Genomic DNA, 21,358 nt, shown 5'->3' with positions numbered 1-21,358 from the left:
GGTGTATAAGTTTGGCAACAAAGCAACTAGTGACAATGAAGGGGACTAAAGAAGGCCTTGTGCTGAAATTGGATGACCAGTGCGGATTTGCGGATTTACTAGATGCTTTACAGTCAACAAAAGTAGTAACGCAGCATGATGATGATGAACATTTGGATGTACAGATTCATTTAGGAAACCGCTATTGTACACATGAAAAACTTAAACAGTTATTGCAAGCTGTTGAAGAGACTCAGCATGTGACTGTTTCCAAAATTAAGAGTGATGTTTTAACCGTTGAAGAAAGTAATCAGCGTGTGTTAAAGCATCAATCTTCTACATATATTGGTATCGTGCGCTCCGGCCAAGTATTGAAAATCGAAGGAGATGTCGTTATTATTGGTGACGTCAATCCGAACGGGCGCGTGGAAGCAACAGGTAGTATATTCGTACTAGGACGTGTGAAGGGTATCGTACATGCAGGCAAAGGAGGCAATCGCGAGGCTGTGATTGTCGCTTCTTGGCTTGAAGCAACGCATTTAATGGTCGATGATGTCATTGAAATTATGACGAATGAAACGACGATTTTATCGGAACAACCAGAAATGGAATGTGCATACTTACACGACAATGGCCATATTGTCATTGACCGTTTACAAAACTTACGCAATATACGACCGAATTTGGCAACGTTTAAAGGAGGAAGCTAATGTGGGGGAAGCTATTGTAATTACTTCTGGTAAGGGGGGCGTTGGTAAAACAACAACCTCTGCAAATTTAGGTACTGCATTGGCGCTTCAAGGAAGAAAGGTTTGCTTAGTCGATACAGATATTGGTTTACGAAACCTAGACGTTATTTTAGGGCTAGAAAACCGTATCATCTATGACTTAGTAGATGTCGTTGAAGGTCGTTGTAAAGTTCATCAAGCACTTGTAAAAGACAAACGCTTTGATGAATTGTTATTCCTATTACCAGCAGCTCAAACTTCCGATAAAACAGCTGTGACACCGCAACAAATGAAAGAACTTGTCGATGGTTTGAAACAAGAATTTGATTTTGTGTTAATTGATTGTCCTGCTGGCATTGAACAAGGCTATAAAAATGCTGTAGCAGGTGCTGACAAAGCAATTGTTGTGACAACACCAGAGATTTCTGCGGTTCGCGATGCTGACCGTATCATTGGTTTATTAGAACAAGAACCGAATGTCGAAGCACCGAAATTGATTATTAACCGTATCCGTCCAGATATGATGGATCGCGGCGAAACACTTGATGTGAATGAAATTACGACGCACCTATCAATCGAATTGTTAGGTATTATCCCTGATGATGAGCATGTTATTGCGTCATCAAACAAAGGTGAGCCGATTGTAATGGACCCATCAAGCGTGGCATCAAAAGCCTATCGCAATATCGTGCGTCGCGTGTTAGGTGAATCTGTGCCATTAATGACATTAGATAAACAAAAACCGGGATTTTTCGCAAAATTAAAAGCGATGTTCAAAAAATAATGATGCTCCAAAAAGGAATCGTGCAGAGGCGCGATTCCTTTTTTTGTAGTGAATTGTGTGAATAGTATGCGATAAAAGTTATTTTATTATTATTCTTGACGCGCTTATAGTGGTATGGTATGATTTGTAACGTTATGTAGCACCCGTGCTACAACCGCACTGAAACAGTTTTAAAGTTTTCGTTAAGAAACACTGCTTGAAGGCGAGTCTGAGTTTAATGAGGAGGTGCAGTTATGTACGCAATTATCGAAACTGGTGGTAAACAAATCAAAGTAGAAGCTGGCCAAGAAATCTACGTTGAGAAAATCAACGCAGAAGCTGGTGAAGTAGTAACTTTCGACAAAGTTCTTTTCGTTGGTGGTGACGCTGTTAAAGTTGGCGCTCCATTCGTAGAAGGCGCAACAGTTACAGCTAAAATTGAAAAACAAGGTCGTCAAAAGAAAGTGACAGTTTTCAAACTTAAAGCTAAAAAGAACTACCGTCGTAAACAAGGTCACCGTCAACCATACACAAAATTAGTAGTTGAAGCTATCAACGCTTAATATGTGAGGTGACAAATATGATTACTGTTGAAATTCATTCTACTGAAGAACGCAAATCATATGGCTTTGAATTTTCAGGTCATGCCTACTCTGGCGATCCTGGTCGTGATTTAGTTTGTGCAGGTGCATCGGCTATTGCCTTTGGTACAGTCAATGCAATCGGACAATTACTACAAATCACACCTGGCATTGAACAAGGTGAAGATGGCGGCTATTTATCAGTCGTTATTGACGCTGCTGATTTGGACACTGAAAACGATGCAAAACTGCAAATTATTCTTCAAACAATGGTAACCCAAGTTTATACGATGGTTGCTAGTTATGGAGATTTTATCGAATTAAAATATAAAATGATCTAGGAGGTGGAACATATGTTACTAGTATCTTTAGATTTACAATTCTTCGCATCTAAAAAAGGTGTAGGTTCTACTAAAAACGGTCGTGACTCTCAGTCAAAACGCTTAGGCGCTAAACGTGCTGATGGTCAATTCACATCTGCTGGTTCTATTTTATACCGTCAACGCGGTACTAAAATTTACCCAGGTGAAAACGTAGGCCGCGGTGGTGACGATACTTTATTCGCAAAAGTGGACGGCGTTGTTAAATTCGAACGTTTAGGCCGCGACAAGAAAAAAGTTAGCGTATACCCTGTAGCTCAAGAAGCTTAATTTAAGAGCAAAAAAGGACTGCACGTGTTGCAGTCCTTTTTTTGTGGTAAGGGAACGGCTCGCATCATGCAGGGTCGTCCTTTTTTTGTTGAAACATGTCTTTTCAACACATTTCATAACGCATTTTTGATAGAAAATTGGTATACTAAAAACATGAACATCTCATCGAAGGAGCGTGTACTTGTGACAGAACGGCCATTAACGATAAATGAGGTGTTGCGCTTTGTTCATCATGATTTTATGAATCAGCTGCAACTTGTGAAAATGAACCTTGATTTAGAACGGGTTGAGGCCGCTCAGACTGCGATGAATGATATCGTAGAAGCGTCTCAAACTTTTTTTGATATAAATAGATTAGGTATTCAAAAAACAATTGAATGGCTCCACACGGCTCCTTGGCGCTTTCAATCATTAGAAATTTTGGTTGATTGTAATATAGAAGGGACGGCGCGAGAGTCATGGGACGAGCCTTTGCGTGATTGTTTAGAACGATCTGTACAAGCAATTTATGATGGACTCGATCCTTTAGTAGAACAACGACTTTCATTAAATGTTTTTGCAAATGAAAAAGAGTTCGAGATTTCATTTGATTTTATAGGAAAAACGTCAGCACAAACGATTGCGTTTGATTTGACCAATACCGAATTGCAATTAGAGGAACCCTCTTTTTGTGAAGAACGTTGGTATTATAGTATTTATGCCCATAAGGAGGGACTTTAACAATGTTTGTTGACCACGTAAAAGTTTATGTAAAAGGTGGTGACGGCGGGGATGGTATGGTAGCATTCCGCCGTGAAAAATTTATACCCAACGGTGGCCCAGCTGGTGGCGACGGTGGTAAAGGTGGCGACCTAGTCTTTAAAGTAGATGAAGGCTTACGTACATTAATGGATTTCCGTTTTAAACGCCATTTTAAAGCACAAAGCGGTGAAAATGGTATGAGTAAAAACGCGCATGGTCGCGGAGCAAAACCGTATGTTGTTCCTGTACCACCAGGCACCGTTGTAACGGATGAAGAAACGGGACGCGTTATTGCCGATTTAGTAGAAAATGGCCAAGAAGCTGTTATTGCTCGTGGTGGACGCGGTGGACGCGGGAACTCTCGTTTCGCGACACCTGCAAACCCAGCGCCAGAATTATCTGAAAAAGGCGAGCCAGGACAAGAACTTAATGTTATATTAGAGTTAAAAGTTTTAGCAGATGTTGGTTTAGTTGGTTTCCCAAGCGTTGGTAAATCAACATTATTATCGGTTGTATCATCTGCAAAACCGAAGATTGGTGCTTACCACTTCACAACGATTGTACCAAACTTAGGTATGGTACAAGTTGGCGAAGGTAAATCATTCGCAATGGCCGATTTACCAGGTTTAATTGAAGGTGCAGCACAAGGGGTCGGTTTAGGTCACCAATTCCTACGCCATATCGAACGTACGCGTGTAATCGTCCATGTTATTGACATGAGTGGTATGGAAGGTCGCGACCCATATGAAGACTACTTAACAATCAATAAAGAATTAGAAGAATATAATTTACGCTTAACTGAGCGTCCTCAGCTGATTGTAGCGAACAAAATGGATATGCCAAATGCCGAAGAAAACTTAGCGGAATTCCGTAAAAAAGTTGGCGAAGATGTTAAAGTGTTCGCAATCTCAGCGGTTTCTCGTCAAGGTTTACAAGAGCTTCTTTACGAAATTGATGCATTACTAGACGTAACACCTGAGTTCTTACTTCATGATGTTGAAGAAGAAGAAACAGATGCAACGGTTCTGTACAAACACGAAGCGAAAGGTGAAGACTTTGTCGTATCTCGCGATGAAGACGGTGCTTTCGTCTTAAGTGGCGATACAATCGAACGTCTATTTAAAATGACAGACTTTAGCCGTGAAGAATCTGTACGTCGTTTCGCACGTCAAATGCGCGGTATGGGTGTTGATGATGCACTTCGCGACAATGGCATTGAAAACGGTGATACAGTACGAATCCTGAAATTTGAATTCGAATTTGTCGATTAGTGATAAGGGGGGAAAGACATGAAAAATGTAGCGGATCAACGTTACTATTTAGTCCGTGAAGATGTATTGACAGACGCCATGCAAAAAACTTTACAAGCAAAACATTTGCTTCAGACAGGAATGGTATCTTCTATTTGGGATGCCGTAAAAGAAGTCGATTTATCTCGTAGTGCTTTTTATAAGTATCGAGATGCTGTTTTTCCCTTCCACTCTATTGTGCAAGAACGCATTTTAACGGTTTTCTTACAACTAGAGGATCGTAAAGGTACATTAGCGCGTTTACTCTCCACAGTGACGGAGACGCATTGTAACGTGCTAACGATTCACCAAACGATTCCAATTCAAGGAAGAGCGAATGTCACATTATCTCTTGATGTAACGGCAATGGACGTAGAATTAGATGATTTACTACAAAACTTGAAAAAATTAGATTTTGTAGAGTCAGCTGAGGTTATTAGTTCAGGGGCGTTATAACAAGGAGGAATTTTTCGTGGCAGAAAAAGAATGGGAAAATCGTGTGGCCTATTTAGGTCCAGAAGGTACATTTACGCATTTAGCAACAAAGCGTTTATTTGAAAATGATTGGTTGATTCCAGTAAAGACAATTCCAGAGTGTATTGAGGCTGTTTCGGAAGGACAGGTAGATTTAGCTGTTGTGCCGATTGAAAATGCGCTAGAAGGCATTGTACCGCTGACAATCGACTATTTATATCATGAAGCTAATTTATTTGTAGCTGCTGAGATGGCGATTCCAATTGCACAGCATTTAATGGTCAATAAAGCACAGCTAGACAACTGGGAAAACATCGAACGTATTTATTCACATTCGCATGCACTTGCACAGTGTCATAAATATTTATATTATCGTTTCCGTACAGTGCCACAAGAAGCACAATCTTCTACAGCGGCTGCTGCGAAATACGTGTCAGAGCGCCCGGAAGAATGTATTGCGGCCATCGCAAATGAAGCGGCTGCTGCTCAATATGGCTTGGCTATTGTGGAATCGAATATCCATGATTTTCATTTCAACCATACGCGCTTTTTCGTGCTATCGAAAAGTAACATTCGCATCGAACCAGTTACACATGAGGAACAAATTAAAACAACATTAATGGTGAAATTACCAAATGATAATCCAGGGGCATTGCATCAACTACTGTCGGTGTTCTCTTGGAGACGCCTAAACTTGAGTAAAATCGAATCGCGCCCACTAAAAACGAAGCTTGGGGAATATTTTTTCATCGTCGATATTTTAGAAGATGAGCGCGTACCGATGATGCAAGGAGCGATGGAAGAGTTACGCGCTCTTGGTTGCTCGGTCAAATCACTTGGTAGCTACTATATGTTTGAATAAAAAAAGAGTTCGCTTTTCGCAGTTGCGAGAGCGAACTCTTTTTTATTCATCTTCAACGAGAAAACCATGCTTGCGAAGCTGTTGTTCTGCCGCATCTAATTTTGCTTCGGAATCGGCTGATAAGGTGTGCAAGTGAGCACCTTCTGTCAATTCAAGTAAAGGTAATGCAGCAGTTTCGGTCATGCGCTGTAAAAATTGTGTGACGTCAAAGCGGCTTGATACCATAATCGACGCGGTTAAATCGCCATATACCGGATGGACAATCGTAACGTCTTTTACGGTAACGCCTGCATCAACAAGCAAAATCAATTCTTCTTCTGTTTGATCGGCGCGGTGTTGACTAGCAATTTGGCGCTCGAAAACTTCTTCTTGTAGTTGGACGAAATACAAATACCCTTGGCTCGTTGCGATAATCGGTTCGTTGCGTGCTTTGAGTAGCGCCATATCATTTACAATGACTTGGCGTGAGACATTCGAACGCTTGGCTAAATCGGTTCCGGTAATTGCCGCTCGTTCGTTTTTTAATAAGTCGATTAGAAAGGCGCGACGTTCTTCACCTAATAATTTTTTCATAATCATCACCTCTAAATACGTTTCGCATAATGCGCATACTTAGTGTACCATTAAATATTATGGATTCGCATTAAAACTGATAATGCGTGTCATTTATGATAAAATGAGAATATGTGTTTGGACATTTTATTTAAAGGAGCAAAAATGAATGTATGATTACATAAAAGGGATTGTGACACGCATTACGCCAGAATATATTGTCATTGAGCAACGTGGCATTGGCTATCAATTGAATACGCCAAATCCATACGCTTTTGAACAAAGTGATGACACGGTGCAAGTTTTTACGCATTTACAAGTACGCGAAGATGCGCACGTATTATTTGGCTTTACGTCGCTTGAACAGCGCGAGTTATTCCGGAAACTGATTCAAGTATCGGGTATTGGGCCAAAGGGTGCGCTTGCGATTGTTGGAAGTGGCACGCCAAATGCTGTTGTGACGGCGATTGAACAAGAAGACGAAAAATTCCTTGTGAAATTTCCCGGTGTTGGGAAAAAAACAGCGCGCCAAATGATTTTAGATTTAAAAGGCAAGCTCGACCAATTCTTAGAAAATATCGACCTGAAAAGTACGGATGATGAATTGCCGTTATTCGGCGTTAATCCATATCAACACGCGTTAGATGAAGCGATGCTAGCATTAGCTGCGCTCGGCTATTCAGAGCGTGAACTTGAAAAAGTAACGAAAGTTTTAGCCGATGACGACAACTTAACAACGACTGAAGCGTATATGAAACAGGCGCTTAAATTATTATTAAAGCAACAATAGAAAGGGTGACGTTCGATGGATGATCGCGTTGTAACAGGAAACGCTACCAATTTTGATGAATCATTTGAATTATCGTTACGTCCACAAAATTTACAGCAGTATATCGGACAACAAAAGGTAAAAAAGAATTTAAAAATTTTTATTGAAGCAGCAAAAATGCGTGAAGAGTCATTGGACCATGTACTATTATACGGCCCACCTGGACTTGGGAAAACGACGCTAGCAGCCGTTATTGCAAATGAAATGGGCGTTAATATTCGCATGACAAGCGGGCCCGCAATCGAGCGACCGGGTGACTTGGCAGCGATTTTAAGCGACCTTGAACCGGGCGATGTGTTATTTATCGATGAAATTCACCGCCTGCCACGTGCAATTGAGGAAGTACTTTACCCAGCGATGGAAGATTATTGTTTAGATATCGTCGTTGGGAAAGGTCCAACTGCGCGCTCAGTACGCTTAGATTTACCACCATTTACATTAGTTGGCGCAACAACGCGTTCAGGCGCATTATCTGCTCCACTTCGAGATCGTTTTGGTGTATTATTACGGTTGGACTATTATGATGAGGAAGCATTAGCTGAAATTGTAAAACGTAGTTCGACGCTGTTTGATGTCTCAATTGATGACCAAGCCTCGATTGAGTTAGCGCGACGCTCTCGCGGCACACCACGTATTGCAAATCGCTTGTTAAAACGTGTGCGTGACTATGCGCAAGTCATTGGTGATGGTGCGATTACGATAGCGTTATCGAAAACGGCACTCGAGTTATTGCAAGTCGATCCGTTAGGACTTGATCATATCGACCGTAAATTAATCGAAACGATGATTGAGCGCTTTCGCGGTGGTCCTGTTGGGCTCGATACGATTGCGGCCAGCATCGGTGAAGAATCGATGACGATTGAAGACGTTTATGAACCTTATTTGATGCAGATTGGTTTTATTCAACGTACCCCACGCGGACGTATGGCAACAGCGCCGGCATATGAGCATTTTGGTTATAACTATCCATCTGAAACTTAAAGAAAAGAAGGAACACAATCATGAAATTAGAAGATTTTGATTACCACTTACCAGAGGAACTTATTGCACAAGTCCCATTAGAAAACCGTGCAGCAAGCCGTTTAATGGTGTTAGATAAAGCAACAGGGGAAGTTGAACATCACCACTTTCCACATATCATCGATGAATTAGAACAAGGCGACTGCCTGATTTTAAATGATACGCGTGTATTACCTGCACGTTTAATCGGTGAAAAACAAGAAACAGGTGCGCACATCGAAGTATTGTTAATTAAACAAACAGAAGATGATGAATGGGAAACACTTGTAAAACCTGCAAAGCGTATTAAAAAAGGGACAGTTGTATCGTTCGGTGACGGTTTATTAACAGCGACATGCACAAATGAATTAGAACATGGCGGTCGTCAATTTAAATTTGATTACGAAGGCATTTTTATCGAAATTCTAGAAAAATTAGGTACAATGCCACTTCCTCCATATATTCATGAGAAATTAGATGACCAAGAGCGCTATCAGACTGTATACTCTAAAGAGTTGGGTTCTGCGGCTGCTCCAACAGCTGGACTACACTTCACAGAAGAAATTTTAAATGCAATTCGCGCAAAAGGCGTTAACGTAGCATTTGTGACACTTCATGTTGGGATTGGTACATTCCGTCCGGTCAGCGTTGATAATATCGAAGAGCATGATATGCATGCCGAGTTTTACAATCTTCCAGAAGGCACAGCAAAAATTATTAATGATACAAAAGCGAATGGTGGCCGCGTGATTACAGTTGGTACAACATCAACACGTACACTTGAAACAGTCGCTCAAAATAATGATGGCAACATTGTCGCTGAATCTGGCTGGTCAAAAATCTTTATTTACCCAGGTTTTGAATACAAAGCAATTGATGGTATGGTGACAAACTTCCACTTACCAAAATCTTCACTTGTGATGATGATTAGTGCGCTTGCAGGCCGTGACAACGTCCTAAACGCATACAACGTCGCTGTAGAAAATAAATACCGTTTCTTCAGTTTTGGTGATGCAATGTTTATTCGCCCACAAAAGAAAGGAAATTAATACATGTCTGAACAACCAATTCGTTATGAACTGATTAAAAAATGTAAACAAACAGGTGCACGTCTAGGGATTGTGCACACGCCACATGGCTCATTTGAAACACCAGCTTTTATGCCTGTAGGTACACAAGCAACCGTTAAAACAATGGCGCCAGAAGAAATTAAAGCTATGGGTGCAAACATCATCCTATCAAACACATACCACTTATGGTTACGCCCCGGTCATGAGCTTATTAAAGAAGCGAGTGGCTTACACAAATTTATGAACTGGGATGGCGCTATCTTAACCGATTCAGGCGGTTTCCAAGTATTCTCGCTATCAGATATGCGTAAAATCACTGAAGAAGGCGTTCATTTTCGCAACCATTTAAATGGTTCTAAAATGTTCTTAAGCCCTGAGAAAGCAATGGAAATTCAAAATGCCTTAGGCTCAGATATTATGATGGCCTTTGATGAATGTCCACCATTCCCAGCAACATTTGAATATATGAAAGCCTCTGTCGAACGTACATCACGCTGGGCTGAACGCTGTCTAAAAGCACATGCACGTCCAGATGAACAAGGTTTATTTGGTATTATTCAAGGTGGAGAATTCGAAGAGCTACGCAAACAATCAGCACGCGATTTAGTGGCGATGGATTTCCCAGGTTATGCGATTGGCGGTTTATCTGTAGGAGAACCCAAACCAATTATGAACCGTATGCTTGAATATACAACACCATTAATGCCAGAAAACAAACCACGTTATTTAATGGGCGTTGGCTCACCAGACTCATTAATCGATGGTTCAATTCGTGGTATCGATATGTTTGACTGCGTATTGCCAACACGTATCGCACGTAATGGTACATGTATGACAAGCCAAGGTCGCGTTGTCGTGAAAAATGCGAAATTCGCAAAAGACTTCACACCACTTGACCCAGAGTGCGATTGCTATACATGTAAAAACTATTCGAAAGCGTATATTCGTCACTTAATTAAAGCGGATGAAACATTCGGTATTCGTTTAACATCAACACATAACTTACATTTCTTACAAAATTTAATGCGCCAAGTGCGTGAAGCAATTCGTGAAGACCGACTAGGCGATTTCCGCGAAGAGTTTTTCGAAAAATATGGTTTCAACAAACCCAATGCAAAAAACTTCTAAGTCTTGTATAATTACTTCTTGATAGAAAGGGGGAATATTGAGAAATGGATACACTTATGGGTTTATTACCAATGATCGTGATTATCGCGTTAATGTACTTCATGTTAATTCGTCCGAGTCAAAAGCAACGTAAGAAACAACAAGAAATGCAAAGCGCCTTATCACGTGGTAACAAAGTTGTCACAATTGGTGGCTTACATGGTACGGTCGAAGCAATCGATGATTCAACAGTTGTTTTATTAGTCGAAGACGGTTCAAAAGTACGTTTTGAGCGCGCTGCGATTCAACGTGTTGTAGAAGGCGACGGCGTATCATTAACAAAATAATGATGACGTTATAAGTCAAAAAGGATGTCCAAGTGGGCATCCTTTTCTTTTTTTAGCGAAATATTCCCATATGACATGAGCGAGAATTTAAACTTCTTGGTATAATAACAATAGTATTCAAGTAAGAGGAGGCTGTTCATCATGGTCGCATTTAATGAATTGTACCAACAAGTCGCATTTGTCCTATCGATGAAATGTGAAGATTTTGCATTACAAGGAACACACATCACAACAGAAGAACTGTGGGAATTTTGCTTGAAACATCTATGGCAGCATGAACAACCTGAACAGCTTCATATACACAGCTTAATTGCAGATCTATTTTCATTGTCGGTGCAAGATTATTGGTCGCTGCATAGTGCGGAGTCGTCATAATTTTTTGACGTCATTTGACACAGGCGTCAAGCTGTTTCATAATAAGGCTGTTATGTAGAAAATGGCAGAAGGGCATAGGTATATGTTCTTAATGCTTTATAAGAATAATATTTTCGTGTTATTATTTTTATAACATATTGTGGCATTCGTTTGAGGAGGATTTTTGAATGAAATTAAGAAGCCGAATCGCGGCCTTTTTATTGATTGTGATTGCTTTATTCGCAACAATGGGCACGACGATTAACGGAGTCTTAAAAGACATCAACCTAGGTCTTGACCTACAAGGTGGCTTTGAGGTTCTGTATGAAGTAAAACCGTTAAAAGCTGACGGTAAAGTAACGGAAGAGGATGTAAAGGCAACAGCAGATGCAATTTCTAGACGTGTCAACGTGCTAGGTGTATCTGAGCCGAGCATTCAAATTGAAGGAAAGGACCGTATTCGCGTACAGCTTGCGGGGGTTAAAAACCAAGACCAAGCGCGTGAAGTGTTATCAAACCAAGCAAACTTAACGTTCCGCGATGTTAACAATAAATTATTACTAAATGGTAATGATTTAAAACAAGGTGGAGCAAAAGCAGCGTTTGATGAAAACGGTGCGCCAATGGTTACGTTAACGTTAAAGGATGCACAGAAATTTGCGGATATTACATCTGATATTTCAAAACGTCCTGATGGCCAAAACTTGTTAGTTATTTGGTTAGATTATCAAAAAGGTAATTCATACGTAGAAGAAGCACAAAAAGCAGAACCAGCATATGCTTCAGCTGCAAGTGTTACGCAAACATTGAATACAACAAGTGTTCAAATTACTGGTAACTTCACTGTACAAGAAACAAAAGATTTAGCTGGCATTTTAAATGCTGGTGCACTACCTGCTAAGTTAGTTGAAATGTATTCAACTTCTGTTGGTGCACAGTTTGGTGATGACGCATTAAAAGCCACAGTATTTGCGAGCATCATCGGTGTGGCAGCAATCTTCGTATTTATGTTAGTTGTTTATCGTTTACCAGGTTTAATTGCGGTTATTACATTAGCTGTATTCACATACATCGTCTTGTGGATTTTCGGTATGATTAACGCTGTTATGACATTGCCGGGTATCGCCGCACTTGTATTAGGTATCGGTATGGCCGTCGATGCGAACATCTTGATGTATGAACGTATTAAAGAAGAACTGCGCGTAGGGAAGTCGGTCAAGGCGGCATTCAAATCTGGTTCTAAATCATCGTTCACAGCCATTTTTGATGCCAATATTACAACATTACTTGCTGCCGCTGTATTATTCTATTTTGGTACAAGTAGCGTAAAAGGTTTCGCAACAACATTAATTATTAGTATCGTTGTGACATTCTTAACAGCGATTGCAGGTACGCGTATTTTATTAGGCTTACTCGTTCAATCAGGTTATTTAGACAATAAACCTGGGTGGTTCGGCGTTAATAAGAAAAAAGTACACAAACTATCAGAGGGCGTGGATACACTAGATTTAAAAACGCACTTTGACCGTTTCGATTTTGTACACAACCGTAAAAAATTCTTTACCCTTTCTGCGGTATTAATTTTAGCAGGTATGATTGTGCTAGGTGTTTTCAAATTAAACTTAGGCATCGACTTTACATCGGGTTCTCGTGTTGAAGTTCAAACAACGCAAACATTAAACTCCGATGAAGTCCAAAAAGTAGTTGAAAAAGAAGGCTTAGAACCAAAAGATATTTCAATTGCTGGTGATAAGTCTGAAACAGCTGTACTGCGATTTGTCGAAGACTTCTCAAAAGATGAAGTAAAACAATTCCGAGACCATATGAAAGCACAATATGGTGATGATACAGAAGTTGTTATTTCAACGGTATCGCCAACGATTGGTGCAGAGCTTGTGAAGAGTGCAATTAAAGCATTATCAATTGCTGCAATCGGAATTATTATTTATGTAGCAGTTCGTTTTGAATGGCGTATGGGTGTCGGTACAGTTGTCGCGTTACTCCATGATGTATTCTTTATGATTGCCATCTTCAGTTTATTCCGCATTGAAGTGGATATTACATTTATCGCGGCTGTCTTAACGATTGTCGGGTACTCAATTAATGATACGATTGTTACATTTGACCGTATTCGTGAAAATCTTCACCGCGTTGGCGTCATTAAAAGCGCAGAGGATTTAGCACATATCGTGAATAAATCATTGCGCCAAACATTAACGCGTTCAGTAAATACAGTTGTAACTGTATTGGTCGTTGTTATTTCATTAATGATCTTTGGTGCGACATCGATTCAAACGTTCTCATTGGCGCTGTTAATCGGTTTGATTACCGGTGTTTATTCATCAATTTATATTGCCGCGCAAATTTGGTACGTGCTTAAAGTACGCCAAATGAAAAAGCAAGGCGGCAAGATGAATGTAGGTAAAAAAGAAAGTAAATGGGGATCAGACGAACCAGTCGTATAACCTCAACTAATGAAGCACGCTAGCAGCAGCTAGCGTGCTTTTTTTCGGTGAAATGTCATTGAAATGATATAGGAAAGTAACGTAAACACAAGAAGCATATGATACAATATTGACAATTAATGTGTAATATGTGGTCGTTTTCAGCAAATTTAAACATGAGTAGGAGCGAGTAAGTGATGAATTGGAAAAAGTGGGGTTTAACAGTGGGCGCTACTGCTTGGTTAACAGTAGCTGCACCACATTTTGTCGAGGCAGCGGAGCATGATGATGTTTTTGTTATTTATAATAATGACGCTGGAAAGCAAGCAATCAAAGACAATGCAACAACGATTGTAAAAGAATTTGAATCATTTAAAACAATTGAAGGTACATTTAGCGATGAAGCATTACATAACTTAAAAAATAATCAAAATATTCAAGTAGTTGAAAAAGATGTAGCGACATATGAACCATCAACACGCCATACATCAAGCGAATTAAATTCGTTAACAAATCTTTCTTGGAGTACGATGATGACGGGTATTCAACGTCCATGGACACAAGGGCTAACAGGAACGGGCATCAAAGTAGGAGTTATTGATACGGGTGTTGCAGACGTACGAGGAATGGAGCATGTTACGCGTTTAACTTTTGTAAAGGATAATTCAAAAACATCAATTGATGAAAGTAGCGTTTACGATACGGAAGGTCATGGGACAGGCGTAGCAGGTGTTATTACAACAAATGCGTTAAAAGATGGTGCTAATACATTAATTGGTTTAGCCCCGAATGCAGATGTTTACAGTCTCAAAGTATTTGAAGGAGATAGTGCCGCGATGACGACGATTTTATCAGCGATCGAGTGGAGTATTGAAAATAATGTCGATATTTTAAATATGTCTCTAGGCTCTGAAGAACCCGATGCTATTTTAGAACGAGCGATTAAAGCGGCGAAAGCAGCAGACATTACAGTTGTTGCGGCTACAGGAAATGAGAGCACATTTTCAACATTAGCACCTGTTGATTATCCAGCAGCTTATAGCGGTGTCATTGGCGTTGGGGCAGTAGACCAACAAAAAGACCGCGCATCGTTTTCAAATGTAGGAAGCACAGTTGACTTTGTAGCGCCAGGAGAAGATATTCATCTCCGTTCTAAAAATGGCGGCGTAAAAGTGGATTCAGGGACATCATTTGCAGCGCCGCATATTACCGCTATGCTTGCGCTATTAAAAGAGAAATATCCAACAGCGACACCAATGCAACTACAGGCATTATTAAAAAAATATAGTGAAGATTTGGGCGTAGCAGGCCGCGACCCGTTATATGGTGATGGTTTGCCATCATTAGCTGTCTTAGCTGCACATGAAACATTACCAAAGGATAGTGACAAGGAAACACCAGCATTGCCGGGAGACTCCGATGGTTCAAGTCTACCGATCGATAGTGATGATAAAGAAATAGAAACACAAAGCGATGCACAAAAGTTTATAAGCAACAATCAATATCAACTTACGACATGGCTTTCAGCAATTCAAGAAGGTCGAAAAATTGGCTTGCGTACGAAATTTACACCGTTGTACTCACTTTATAATGATTTAGCTGCCCCGGAGAAAAAATTAGTAAGAGCATACAATAAAAAATTGAAAACAGTCGTGACGTCAGCATCAACGACGTCAACAAAAATAAAAGCAACCAATTTAAAAAATATGGCAGGTGCTAAAACAACACAAATCCGCTTCACGACACCGATTAAGGCATCAACACTAAGTGCAAACCGCGTCGTAGTTTATCGTGCTGGGCAAGTTGTATCGGGCTTTAAATTAACAAAAGCGGCAAGTGGTAATGCGATTCGCCTCACAACAACAAAAACCTTGGCGAAGGGTGATTACGTGATTATGATTGATCCTACCACATTAAAAACGAAAACAGGTAAAGCGATTACAACACCATTCGCGATTAAATTTACGGTGAAATAAAAATAACGACGTGTATTTGAAGAGTTTTTGTTCAAATGCACGTTTTTTAATGCCTGATTTTAACGATGCCTGATTTTTCAACATTATAGAACAAAAATGAATTCGCTAAAATCGCTGCTGACACGTACACTATCAAAAAGGAGTTGAACGCATGGATTTCTTATTATTTTTACTGGGCGCGTGCTTGGCGTCATTTTGTCACGTTATTGGCTATCGTTTACCAATTCAACAATCATTTTTACGGGGACGTTCACATTGTGAGAAATGTCGTGAAATATTGCAGCCATTAGAATTGATTCCGCTTGTGTCATATATTGTATTGCGAGGGCGCTGTCGATATTGCAACGCTCAAATTACGCCGCTAGCACCGGTAATCGAATTGTTAGCAGGTTGTTCATTTGTCGTACTTTATCATATGCATAGCTTTACAATAGTCTTTTTTTTCGGTGTATGGTTCACGTTATTATTTGTCACAATTTCTGTAAGCGACATCTATTATCAACTCATTCCAAATCATATTTTATTATTTTTCGGTATAGGTATTATTTTTCTTAGCTTCGCGGAGCCTCAACTAATGCTGATGCGCCTAGTGGGGAGTATTGGTAGCTTTACGTTTTTACTATTATTTGCTTGGTTCTCACGTGGTGGTATTGGCGGTGGTGATGTGAAATTATATGTGCTTATTGGTGCTGTACTTGGCTTACCGCTAGCTTTTATATCGTTATTTTTATCAACACTCATTGGCTTAGTATGGTTTGGTCTCAGAAGGACACCTCAAAAACAAGCAATTCCATTTGCCCCATCGATTGCACTTGCTAGTATGCTGACCTATTTTTATGGAGATATTTTTTTGAACTGGTATTACCTCTAAGCTTTTAGATAGGCAAACGAATGTTTGTCGGTATAATAGAAGGTAGTGAGGAAGTGACAATATGGAAACTATGGAGAAAAAATGGCGTATTCATACGCCGGATGAGCAAGCAGTAGAGGCCGTAGCACAAGGAACGGGATTATCTGCACTTGCAGCGAAAATTTTAGTAACACGAGGGTATACGACAGCAGAGGGTGCCTTACGTTTTTTACGCACCGATGAGCAAGTTATTCATGATCCTTATTTGTTGCATGATATGAACGGTGCTGTAGCACGGATTCAGCATGCAATTGAGCATCAAGAAAATATTGTTGTTTACGGTGATTACGATGCGGGTGCGACACGTTTCTAAGTGAAAAGCTTAGACACTAGGGAGTCGCTTAATTTCCCTAGGAGAACTGATTTCTTGATAGGTGGAATGATGGGGTAACGCCCTGAAACGCCTACTCTGATACTCCGACATGCTTTCATTAAGGTTAAATGATTAAAGTATGAAGCTCGGTGAAGTCGGCAGAGAGATACCGTAAGTAAGTTGGATTAGTAACTTACACGAAAGCTATCCAGCGGTGGGTGGTGTGTCCTATGTGCCGGGAGTCCATAAAATATCTATGGTTAGAATGTGTTGCAAAAACACTGACGAATCTCTGAATGTACAGGTCTAGACGTAGACATTGTAGAAATGCAATGGATGGCAGTGCCATCGTGTGTGTGGGTGAGTAAAAATCTGGCGTTATGAAAACCCATAGCTTGTTATAGGCAAGTTCCAGCGCACAGGACTATAGGAGAAACCTAAGGATATATGTTAAGGATAAGGAAATTGGAACGTGGAAAGCGGAGGATGTGGAGGTATTAAGCTACTTATGAAGCATTTCGGTAAATAAGGGGGCAACCTAGTAAAACTGATTAACCTTCCGTGAGAGTGGAGCCACAGTACCTATGAAGCCATGATAATAAGCGGTGGAGGGATAGGCTCTAGTCGGAACTTTCAAAGACTTATAAATGCATAACAAATCACAGATTCGAGTATGACTAATAGAATCACCACTTGAGAAAGGGGTTGATGTCTGTGGCAAATTCACGAATCGCAAAACATGTTAAGAAGTCCAAATTAAGAAATGCGGAATATTACAGTATGCAAGATACATTTGATATGCTGTATGACCAAAGTTCAAAAGGCAGTAACTTTAAAAATTTAATGGGTATGATTAGTTCGCCCGAAAACATTAAATTAGCATATCGTAATATTAAGAAAATACTGGCAGCAAAACAGCAGGTGTAGATGGTCGAACAATCGAACATGTAGCAAAGCTGACAGAAGAACAATTTATCTTCTATGCTAAGAATAAATTCCGAGATTATAAGCCGAAAGCAGTTAGATGAGTTGAAATACCAAAGCCTAATGGAAAAAAATGATGAAACGAAATGTAGTAAATGCATATACAAAAGAAGGGAGAGAAGAAATTCATAAAAATCTCTCTACTATTGATGTTGCCGTACTTCGTTTCTTAATGGAACATCCGATTTCACAACGAAGTGTCGAATACAATGACAATCGAATTGCATTATACTGTGCACAAAGAGGTAAATGCCATGTAACAGGGCAAGAGCTAAACCCGATGACGCTTCACTGTCATCACAAAGTACCACGATTGCAAGGTGGTACTGACGAATACAAAAACCTCTGTCTCGTTGATAAAGACATTCATATCTTAATACATGCTAAAGATGAAGATACAATCTCAAAGTATAAGTATCTAATTACGAACAAAAAAAGTTTAAACAAGTTAAATACGCTAAGAAAACAATTAAAAGTAGAACAAGTAATAATCTAATTTGGACGATTAGATAAAAGAAAAGTGAATTCTGTTAAGTTATGTAGATTACAAAAGTTTTGAATGTTTTCGATGGAACGCCGTGTGAGGTGAAAATCTCACGCACGGTGTGAAGTGGGGGAAAAGCTAGCGATAACTTCAAAGGCTTACCTATCACTATATGGTATTACAAGTTCAACGGTTATGAAAACGGTATTACAAGCGCTTGGTGGGATTGTCGAGCATGTCATTCCCAATCGTTTTGAACATGGTTATGGTCCAAATGAAGCGCTATTTCGTGAGATTGCCGAAGCGGGTGCGAATTTATTAATTACAGTAGATAATGGCATTGCAGGAAATGGCCCAATCGATGTTATTAAATCCCTTGGTGTCGATGTTATTGTGACAGACCACCATGAACCTGGTAAAGAGTTACCAAATGCAGATTTTATTATTCATCCTCGTCATCCAGAGGGGGATTATCCATTTGGTGAATTGGCAGGTGTTGGTGTCGCATTTAAAGTGGCACAAGCATTATTAGGGCATGTGCCAGAAGAATTATTTGATGTAGTTGCAATTGGAACGGTTGCAGATTTAGTACCACTTGTCGATGAAAATCGCTATTTTGTCATCAAAGGATTAGAGCGTATGCGTCGCCATGCTCGTCCAGCAATTCAAGCACTTGCGACAGTCGCAGGAACAGAATTAAGTGATATTGATGAGCAAACGATTGGTTTTGGTTTTGGACCACGCCTGAATGCACTTGGTCGCTTAGGCGATGCTGCACCAGGGGTCGATTTCCTGATGATGGAACACACAACAGAAGCAATCCATATGGCGAATTATTTAAATGAACGTAATAAAGAGCGCCAAGATTTAGTTGCAACGATTACTGAAGAAGCGGTTGAAATGGTCGAAAATATTGCTGAAGTTGGCGATTCACGTGTGTTAGTAGTAGCAGGTGAAGGCTGGAATGCAGGTGTTGTTGGGATTGTGGCATCGCGCCTTGTTGAAAAATATTATCGTCCAACAATCGTATTAGCAATAGACGGTGAACAAGGTATCGCGAAAGGTTCTGCACGTAGTATTGAAGGATTCAATATGTATGTAGAACTTGATAAAAATCGTGATATTTTGCCAGCGTTTGGTGGACACCCAATGGCGGCTGGTATGACACTGCAACAGGAACATGTTGATGAATTGCGTAGTCGATTACATACGCAAGCACTACAATGCCTGAGTGAAGAAGACTTAGTACCGGTATTAAACATTGATATTCCATTAGACGTAGAAGAAATCGATTTAGAAGCGCTCGATGACTTGAAAAAATTAGCGCCATTTGGTGTGGAATTTGAAAAGCCATTGTATGGTTTACGCGATTTATCGATTAAAACGATGCGTAAAATTGGCGCCAATGAAGACCATATTAAAATGGAAATTGGAAAAAATAATCATTATTTAGATGCAGTAGGTTTCCATAAGGGGTATTTGGCAGATGAATTGACACAAGGTATCGCGATTTCATTTGCGGGTGACATTCAAATCAATGAATGGAATGGCCGCCGCAAACCACAATTTATGCTGCAAGATGTGCATACGGATGCTTGGCAACTATTTGATATTCGCGGTGGACATAAAATTTCACAATGGCTTGCTAAAATCGATGCAGCACAAACGACATTTCTAGCATTCCGAAAAGAAACGATTGCACATTATGACAGTGTTATTCCACAAGAAATTCAATATTATGATGAAGAAGATACTGCAGAAGCATATGGGAAATTTATTGTTTTACTTGATTTGCCACAAAATGTTCAACAGTTAGAACACGTAATAGCGCTTGAAAAATTGGAAAGAATTTATGCGCATTTTTATGTTGCAGACCCTCATTTATTCGATGGAATGCCGACGCGTGAGCAGTTTGTGTGGTATTATGCTTTTTTACGCAAGCGTCGAGAATTCCATTTACACCAAAATTTGAATACGTTAGCAAAGCATAAAGGCTGGAGTCGCGCAATGCTAATTTTCATGACACAGGTGTTTTTTGAGCTTGAGTTTGTTACAATAGAGAATGGACTTGCTAAAATTGTAGATAGCCCACCAAAGCGTGATTTGACATCTGCTGCTATTTACAAAGAGCGCACGCAGCAATTGGCGTTGGAACAAACGCTGTTGTATGCACCATATAAAGATTTAAGACAGTGGTTTGATGAACGAGTACATCAAACAGTTTCTGAGGAGGAACAATAATGGATTTAAAACAATACGTATCGATTGTACAAGATTGGCCTAAAGAAGGCATTTCTTTCAAAGATATCACAACAATTATGGACGATGGTAAAGCATACCGATATGCAACGGACCAAATTGTGGAATATGCTAAAAAAGTAGGCGCAGAGCTAATCGTTGGACCTGAAGCACGTGGTTTTATTACAGGATGCCCTGTAGCATATGCTTTAGAAATCGGATTTGCTCCGGTACGTAAACCTGGTAAATTACCTCGTGAAGTGATTTCAGCTGATTACGGCTTAGAATATGGTAAAGATACACTAACAATGCACAAAGATGCAATCAAACCAGGGCAAAAAGTATTAATCGTTGACGATTTACTTGCTACTGGTGGTACAGTTGCTGCAACCATTCAATTAATCGAACAATTAGGCGGCGAAGTAGTCGGCTGTGCATTCTTAATTGAATTAGAAGAATTACATGGTCGCGATAAAATCGAAGGCTATGAAATTTTCACATTAATGCAATACCCATACTAATTGTCTAACTGTGACGATCAAATCGAACACAAAAGCTGCGCATTGCGTGGCTTTTGTGTTTTTCTAAAAAGAAAAGCTTATTGGATTGGGCATTTTGCGAATAAATCAATGGCAGTAGCTTTACAAAGGTAGGCATTGTTTTATAAAATGGAACTTATATCTA

The 21,358-nt window shown here is 40.0% G+C and carries 24 protein-coding genes and 1 other annotated feature; of the genes, 23 read left to right on the top strand and 1 reads right to left on the bottom strand.

Annotated features, from left to right (window positions below; genetic code table 11):
- Positions 1 to 11: 11 nt before the first annotated feature.
- The 9 genes from V514_RS0107460 (at position 12) to pheA (ending at position 6,067) form a co-directional block, all read left to right on the top strand.
- Positions 12 to 689, top strand: coding sequence for a septum site-determining protein MinC (locus V514_RS0107460; RefSeq protein WP_029499335.1), 678 nt, complete (start codon positions 12 to 14; stop codon positions 687 to 689).
- Between the two features lies 1 nt (position 690).
- A complete protein-coding gene (gene minD, locus V514_RS0107455) occupies positions 691 to 1,491 on the top strand; it encodes a septum site-determining protein MinD (RefSeq protein WP_029499333.1) in 801 nt (266 codons plus the stop codon).
- Between the two features lie 142 nt (positions 1,492 to 1,633).
- Positions 1,634 to 1,711 (top strand) — a sequence feature (ribosomal protein L21 leader region).
- A gap of 13 nt (positions 1,712 to 1,724) precedes the next feature.
- A complete protein-coding gene (gene rplU / locus V514_RS0107450; protein WP_029499331.1) occupies positions 1,725 to 2,033 on the top strand; it encodes a 50S ribosomal protein L21 in 309 nt (102 codons plus the stop codon).
- 17 nt (positions 2,034 to 2,050) lie between these two features.
- The gene (locus V514_RS0107445; protein ID WP_029499329.1) at positions 2,051 to 2,392 is read left to right on the top strand and encodes a ribosomal-processing cysteine protease Prp; all 342 of its coding nucleotides are present in this window, start codon (positions 2,051 to 2,053) and stop codon (positions 2,390 to 2,392) included.
- Between the two features lie 12 nt (positions 2,393 to 2,404).
- Positions 2,405 to 2,701, top strand: coding sequence for a 50S ribosomal protein L27 (gene rpmA / locus V514_RS0107440; protein WP_029499328.1), 297 nt, complete (start codon positions 2,405 to 2,407; stop codon positions 2,699 to 2,701).
- Between the two features lie 183 nt (positions 2,702 to 2,884).
- Positions 2,885 to 3,421: a Spo0B domain-containing protein gene (locus V514_RS0107435; RefSeq protein ID WP_029499327.1), complete on the top strand. Its 537-nt coding sequence runs from the start codon at positions 2,885 to 2,887 to the stop codon at positions 3,419 to 3,421.
- A 2-nt stretch (positions 3,422 to 3,423) separates the two neighbouring features.
- On the top strand, positions 3,424 to 4,713 hold the full coding sequence (gene obgE, locus V514_RS0107430; protein WP_029499326.1) for a GTPase ObgE: 1,290 nt from the start codon (positions 3,424 to 3,426) through the stop codon (positions 4,711 to 4,713).
- An 18-nt stretch (positions 4,714 to 4,731) separates the two neighbouring features.
- Positions 4,732 to 5,187 (top strand): ACT domain-containing protein, encoded by a 456-nt coding sequence (locus V514_RS0107425; protein WP_029499325.1) that lies wholly within the window; start codon positions 4,732 to 4,734, stop codon positions 5,185 to 5,187.
- A gap of 16 nt (positions 5,188 to 5,203) precedes the next feature.
- Positions 5,204 to 6,067: a prephenate dehydratase gene (gene pheA / locus V514_RS0107420; RefSeq protein ID WP_029499324.1), complete on the top strand. Its 864-nt coding sequence runs from the start codon at positions 5,204 to 5,206 to the stop codon at positions 6,065 to 6,067.
- A 42-nt stretch (positions 6,068 to 6,109) separates the two neighbouring features.
- Here the strand turns inward: pheA and V514_RS0107415 are convergent, their stop codons facing one another.
- The gene (locus V514_RS0107415; RefSeq protein WP_029499323.1) at positions 6,110 to 6,640 is read right to left on the bottom strand and encodes a transcription repressor NadR; all 531 of its coding nucleotides are present in this window, start codon (positions 6,638 to 6,640) and stop codon (positions 6,110 to 6,112) included.
- Between the two features lie 148 nt (positions 6,641 to 6,788).
- Here V514_RS0107415 and ruvA point away from each other — a divergent pair, with 148 nt between their 5' ends.
- From ruvA to V514_RS0107345, 14 genes are all read left to right on the top strand, one after another.
- Complete coding sequence (gene ruvA, locus V514_RS0107410; protein ID WP_029499321.1) at positions 6,789 to 7,409, top strand: Holliday junction branch migration protein RuvA; 621 nt, start codon at positions 6,789 to 6,791, stop codon at positions 7,407 to 7,409.
- Between the two features lie 15 nt (positions 7,410 to 7,424).
- Complete coding sequence (gene ruvB, locus V514_RS0107405; RefSeq protein ID WP_029499320.1) at positions 7,425 to 8,429, top strand: Holliday junction branch migration DNA helicase RuvB; 1,005 nt, start codon at positions 7,425 to 7,427, stop codon at positions 8,427 to 8,429.
- Between the two features lie 20 nt (positions 8,430 to 8,449).
- Entirely contained in the window at positions 8,450 to 9,496 is a 1,047-nt protein-coding gene (queA, locus tag V514_RS0107400; RefSeq protein WP_029499319.1) for a tRNA preQ1(34) S-adenosylmethionine ribosyltransferase-isomerase QueA, read from the top strand.
- A 3-nt stretch (positions 9,497 to 9,499) separates the two neighbouring features.
- A complete protein-coding gene (tgt, locus tag V514_RS0107395) occupies positions 9,500 to 10,645 on the top strand; it encodes a tRNA guanosine(34) transglycosylase Tgt (RefSeq protein ID WP_029499318.1) in 1,146 nt (381 codons plus the stop codon).
- A 44-nt stretch (positions 10,646 to 10,689) separates the two neighbouring features.
- A complete protein-coding gene (gene yajC, locus V514_RS0107390; RefSeq protein WP_029499317.1) occupies positions 10,690 to 10,971 on the top strand; it encodes a preprotein translocase subunit YajC in 282 nt (93 codons plus the stop codon).
- A 141-nt stretch (positions 10,972 to 11,112) separates the two neighbouring features.
- The gene (locus V514_RS0107385) at positions 11,113 to 11,346 is read left to right on the top strand and encodes a post-transcriptional regulator (protein WP_029499316.1); all 234 of its coding nucleotides are present in this window, start codon (positions 11,113 to 11,115) and stop codon (positions 11,344 to 11,346) included.
- 167 nt (positions 11,347 to 11,513) lie between these two features.
- Positions 11,514 to 13,790: a protein translocase subunit SecDF gene (gene secDF, locus V514_RS0107380; RefSeq protein WP_029499315.1), complete on the top strand. Its 2,277-nt coding sequence runs from the start codon at positions 11,514 to 11,516 to the stop codon at positions 13,788 to 13,790.
- A gap of 176 nt (positions 13,791 to 13,966) precedes the next feature.
- Positions 13,967 to 15,745 (top strand): S8 family peptidase, encoded by a 1,779-nt coding sequence (locus tag V514_RS19685; RefSeq protein ID WP_029499314.1) that lies wholly within the window; start codon positions 13,967 to 13,969, stop codon positions 15,743 to 15,745.
- Between the two features lie 151 nt (positions 15,746 to 15,896).
- Entirely contained in the window at positions 15,897 to 16,616 is a 720-nt protein-coding gene (locus tag V514_RS0107370; protein WP_029499313.1) for a prepilin peptidase, read from the top strand.
- A gap of 61 nt (positions 16,617 to 16,677) precedes the next feature.
- Complete coding sequence (locus V514_RS0107365; RefSeq protein ID WP_029499311.1) at positions 16,678 to 16,968, top strand: hypothetical protein; 291 nt, start codon at positions 16,678 to 16,680, stop codon at positions 16,966 to 16,968.
- 714 nt (positions 16,969 to 17,682) lie between these two features.
- Positions 17,683 to 17,895: a hypothetical protein gene (locus V514_RS0107360; RefSeq protein ID WP_029499310.1), complete on the top strand. Its 213-nt coding sequence runs from the start codon at positions 17,683 to 17,685 to the stop codon at positions 17,893 to 17,895.
- 130 nt (positions 17,896 to 18,025) lie between these two features.
- Positions 18,026 to 18,448, top strand: a complete 423-nt coding sequence (locus tag V514_RS0107355; RefSeq protein ID WP_152528950.1) for an HNH endonuclease — start codon at positions 18,026 to 18,028, stop codon at positions 18,446 to 18,448.
- 114 nt (positions 18,449 to 18,562) lie between these two features.
- Positions 18,563 to 20,677, top strand: coding sequence for a single-stranded-DNA-specific exonuclease RecJ (gene recJ / locus V514_RS0107350; RefSeq protein ID WP_235073173.1), 2,115 nt, complete (start codon positions 18,563 to 18,565; stop codon positions 20,675 to 20,677).
- Positions 20,677 to 21,195, top strand: a complete 519-nt coding sequence (locus tag V514_RS0107345; RefSeq protein ID WP_029499307.1) for an adenine phosphoribosyltransferase — start codon at positions 20,677 to 20,679, stop codon at positions 21,193 to 21,195. The genes recJ and V514_RS0107345 overlap by 1 nt, the downstream gene beginning before the upstream one ends.
- Positions 21,196 to 21,358 lie beyond the last annotated feature (163 nt).

It is taken from the genome of Kurthia huakuii LAM0618 (genome assembly GCF_000505545.1).
In the GTDB taxonomy this organism is placed as follows: domain Bacteria; phylum Bacillota; class Bacilli; order Bacillales_A; family Planococcaceae; genus Kurthia; species Kurthia huakuii.
This window is presented reverse-complemented; position numbering and strand designations above follow the sequence as displayed.

What these genes read in the sequence shown, in the direction of transcription:
- rplU (WP_029499331.1), top strand. Translation starts at nt 1,725, where the DNA reads ATGTACGCAATTATCGAAACTGGTGGTAAACAAATCAAAGTAGAAGCT.
- V514_RS0107445 (WP_029499329.1), top strand. Translation starts at nt 2,051, where the DNA reads ATGATTACTGTTGAAATTCATTCTACTGAAGAACGCAAATCATATGGC.
- rpmA (WP_029499328.1), top strand. Translation starts at nt 2,405, where the DNA reads ATGTTACTAGTATCTTTAGATTTACAATTCTTCGCATCTAAAAAAGGT.
- obgE (WP_029499326.1), top strand. Translation starts at nt 3,424, where the DNA reads ATGTTTGTTGACCACGTAAAAGTTTATGTAAAAGGTGGTGACGGCGGG.
- V514_RS0107425 (WP_029499325.1), top strand. Translation starts at nt 4,732, where the DNA reads ATGAAAAATGTAGCGGATCAACGTTACTATTTAGTCCGTGAAGATGTA.
- V514_RS0107415 (WP_029499323.1), bottom strand. Translation starts at nt 6,640, where the DNA reads ATGAAAAAATTATTAGGTGAAGAACGTCGCGCCTTTCTAATCGACTTA.
- ruvA (WP_029499321.1), top strand. Translation starts at nt 6,789, where the DNA reads ATGTATGATTACATAAAAGGGATTGTGACACGCATTACGCCAGAATAT.
- ruvB (WP_029499320.1), top strand. Translation starts at nt 7,425, where the DNA reads ATGGATGATCGCGTTGTAACAGGAAACGCTACCAATTTTGATGAATCA.
- queA (WP_029499319.1), top strand. Translation starts at nt 8,450, where the DNA reads ATGAAATTAGAAGATTTTGATTACCACTTACCAGAGGAACTTATTGCA.
- tgt (WP_029499318.1), top strand. Translation starts at nt 9,500, where the DNA reads ATGTCTGAACAACCAATTCGTTATGAACTGATTAAAAAATGTAAACAA.
- yajC (WP_029499317.1), top strand. Translation starts at nt 10,690, where the DNA reads ATGGATACACTTATGGGTTTATTACCAATGATCGTGATTATCGCGTTA.
- V514_RS0107385 (WP_029499316.1), top strand. Translation starts at nt 11,113, where the DNA reads ATGGTCGCATTTAATGAATTGTACCAACAAGTCGCATTTGTCCTATCG.
- secDF (WP_029499315.1), top strand. Translation starts at nt 11,514, where the DNA reads ATGAAATTAAGAAGCCGAATCGCGGCCTTTTTATTGATTGTGATTGCT.
- V514_RS19685 (WP_029499314.1), top strand. Translation starts at nt 13,967, where the DNA reads ATGAATTGGAAAAAGTGGGGTTTAACAGTGGGCGCTACTGCTTGGTTA.
- V514_RS0107370 (WP_029499313.1), top strand. Translation starts at nt 15,897, where the DNA reads ATGGATTTCTTATTATTTTTACTGGGCGCGTGCTTGGCGTCATTTTGT.
- V514_RS0107365 (WP_029499311.1), top strand. Translation starts at nt 16,678, where the DNA reads ATGGAAACTATGGAGAAAAAATGGCGTATTCATACGCCGGATGAGCAA.
- V514_RS0107355 (WP_152528950.1), top strand. Translation starts at nt 18,026, where the DNA reads ATGATGAAACGAAATGTAGTAAATGCATATACAAAAGAAGGGAGAGAA.
- V514_RS0107345 (WP_029499307.1), top strand. Translation starts at nt 20,677, where the DNA reads ATGGATTTAAAACAATACGTATCGATTGTACAAGATTGGCCTAAAGAA.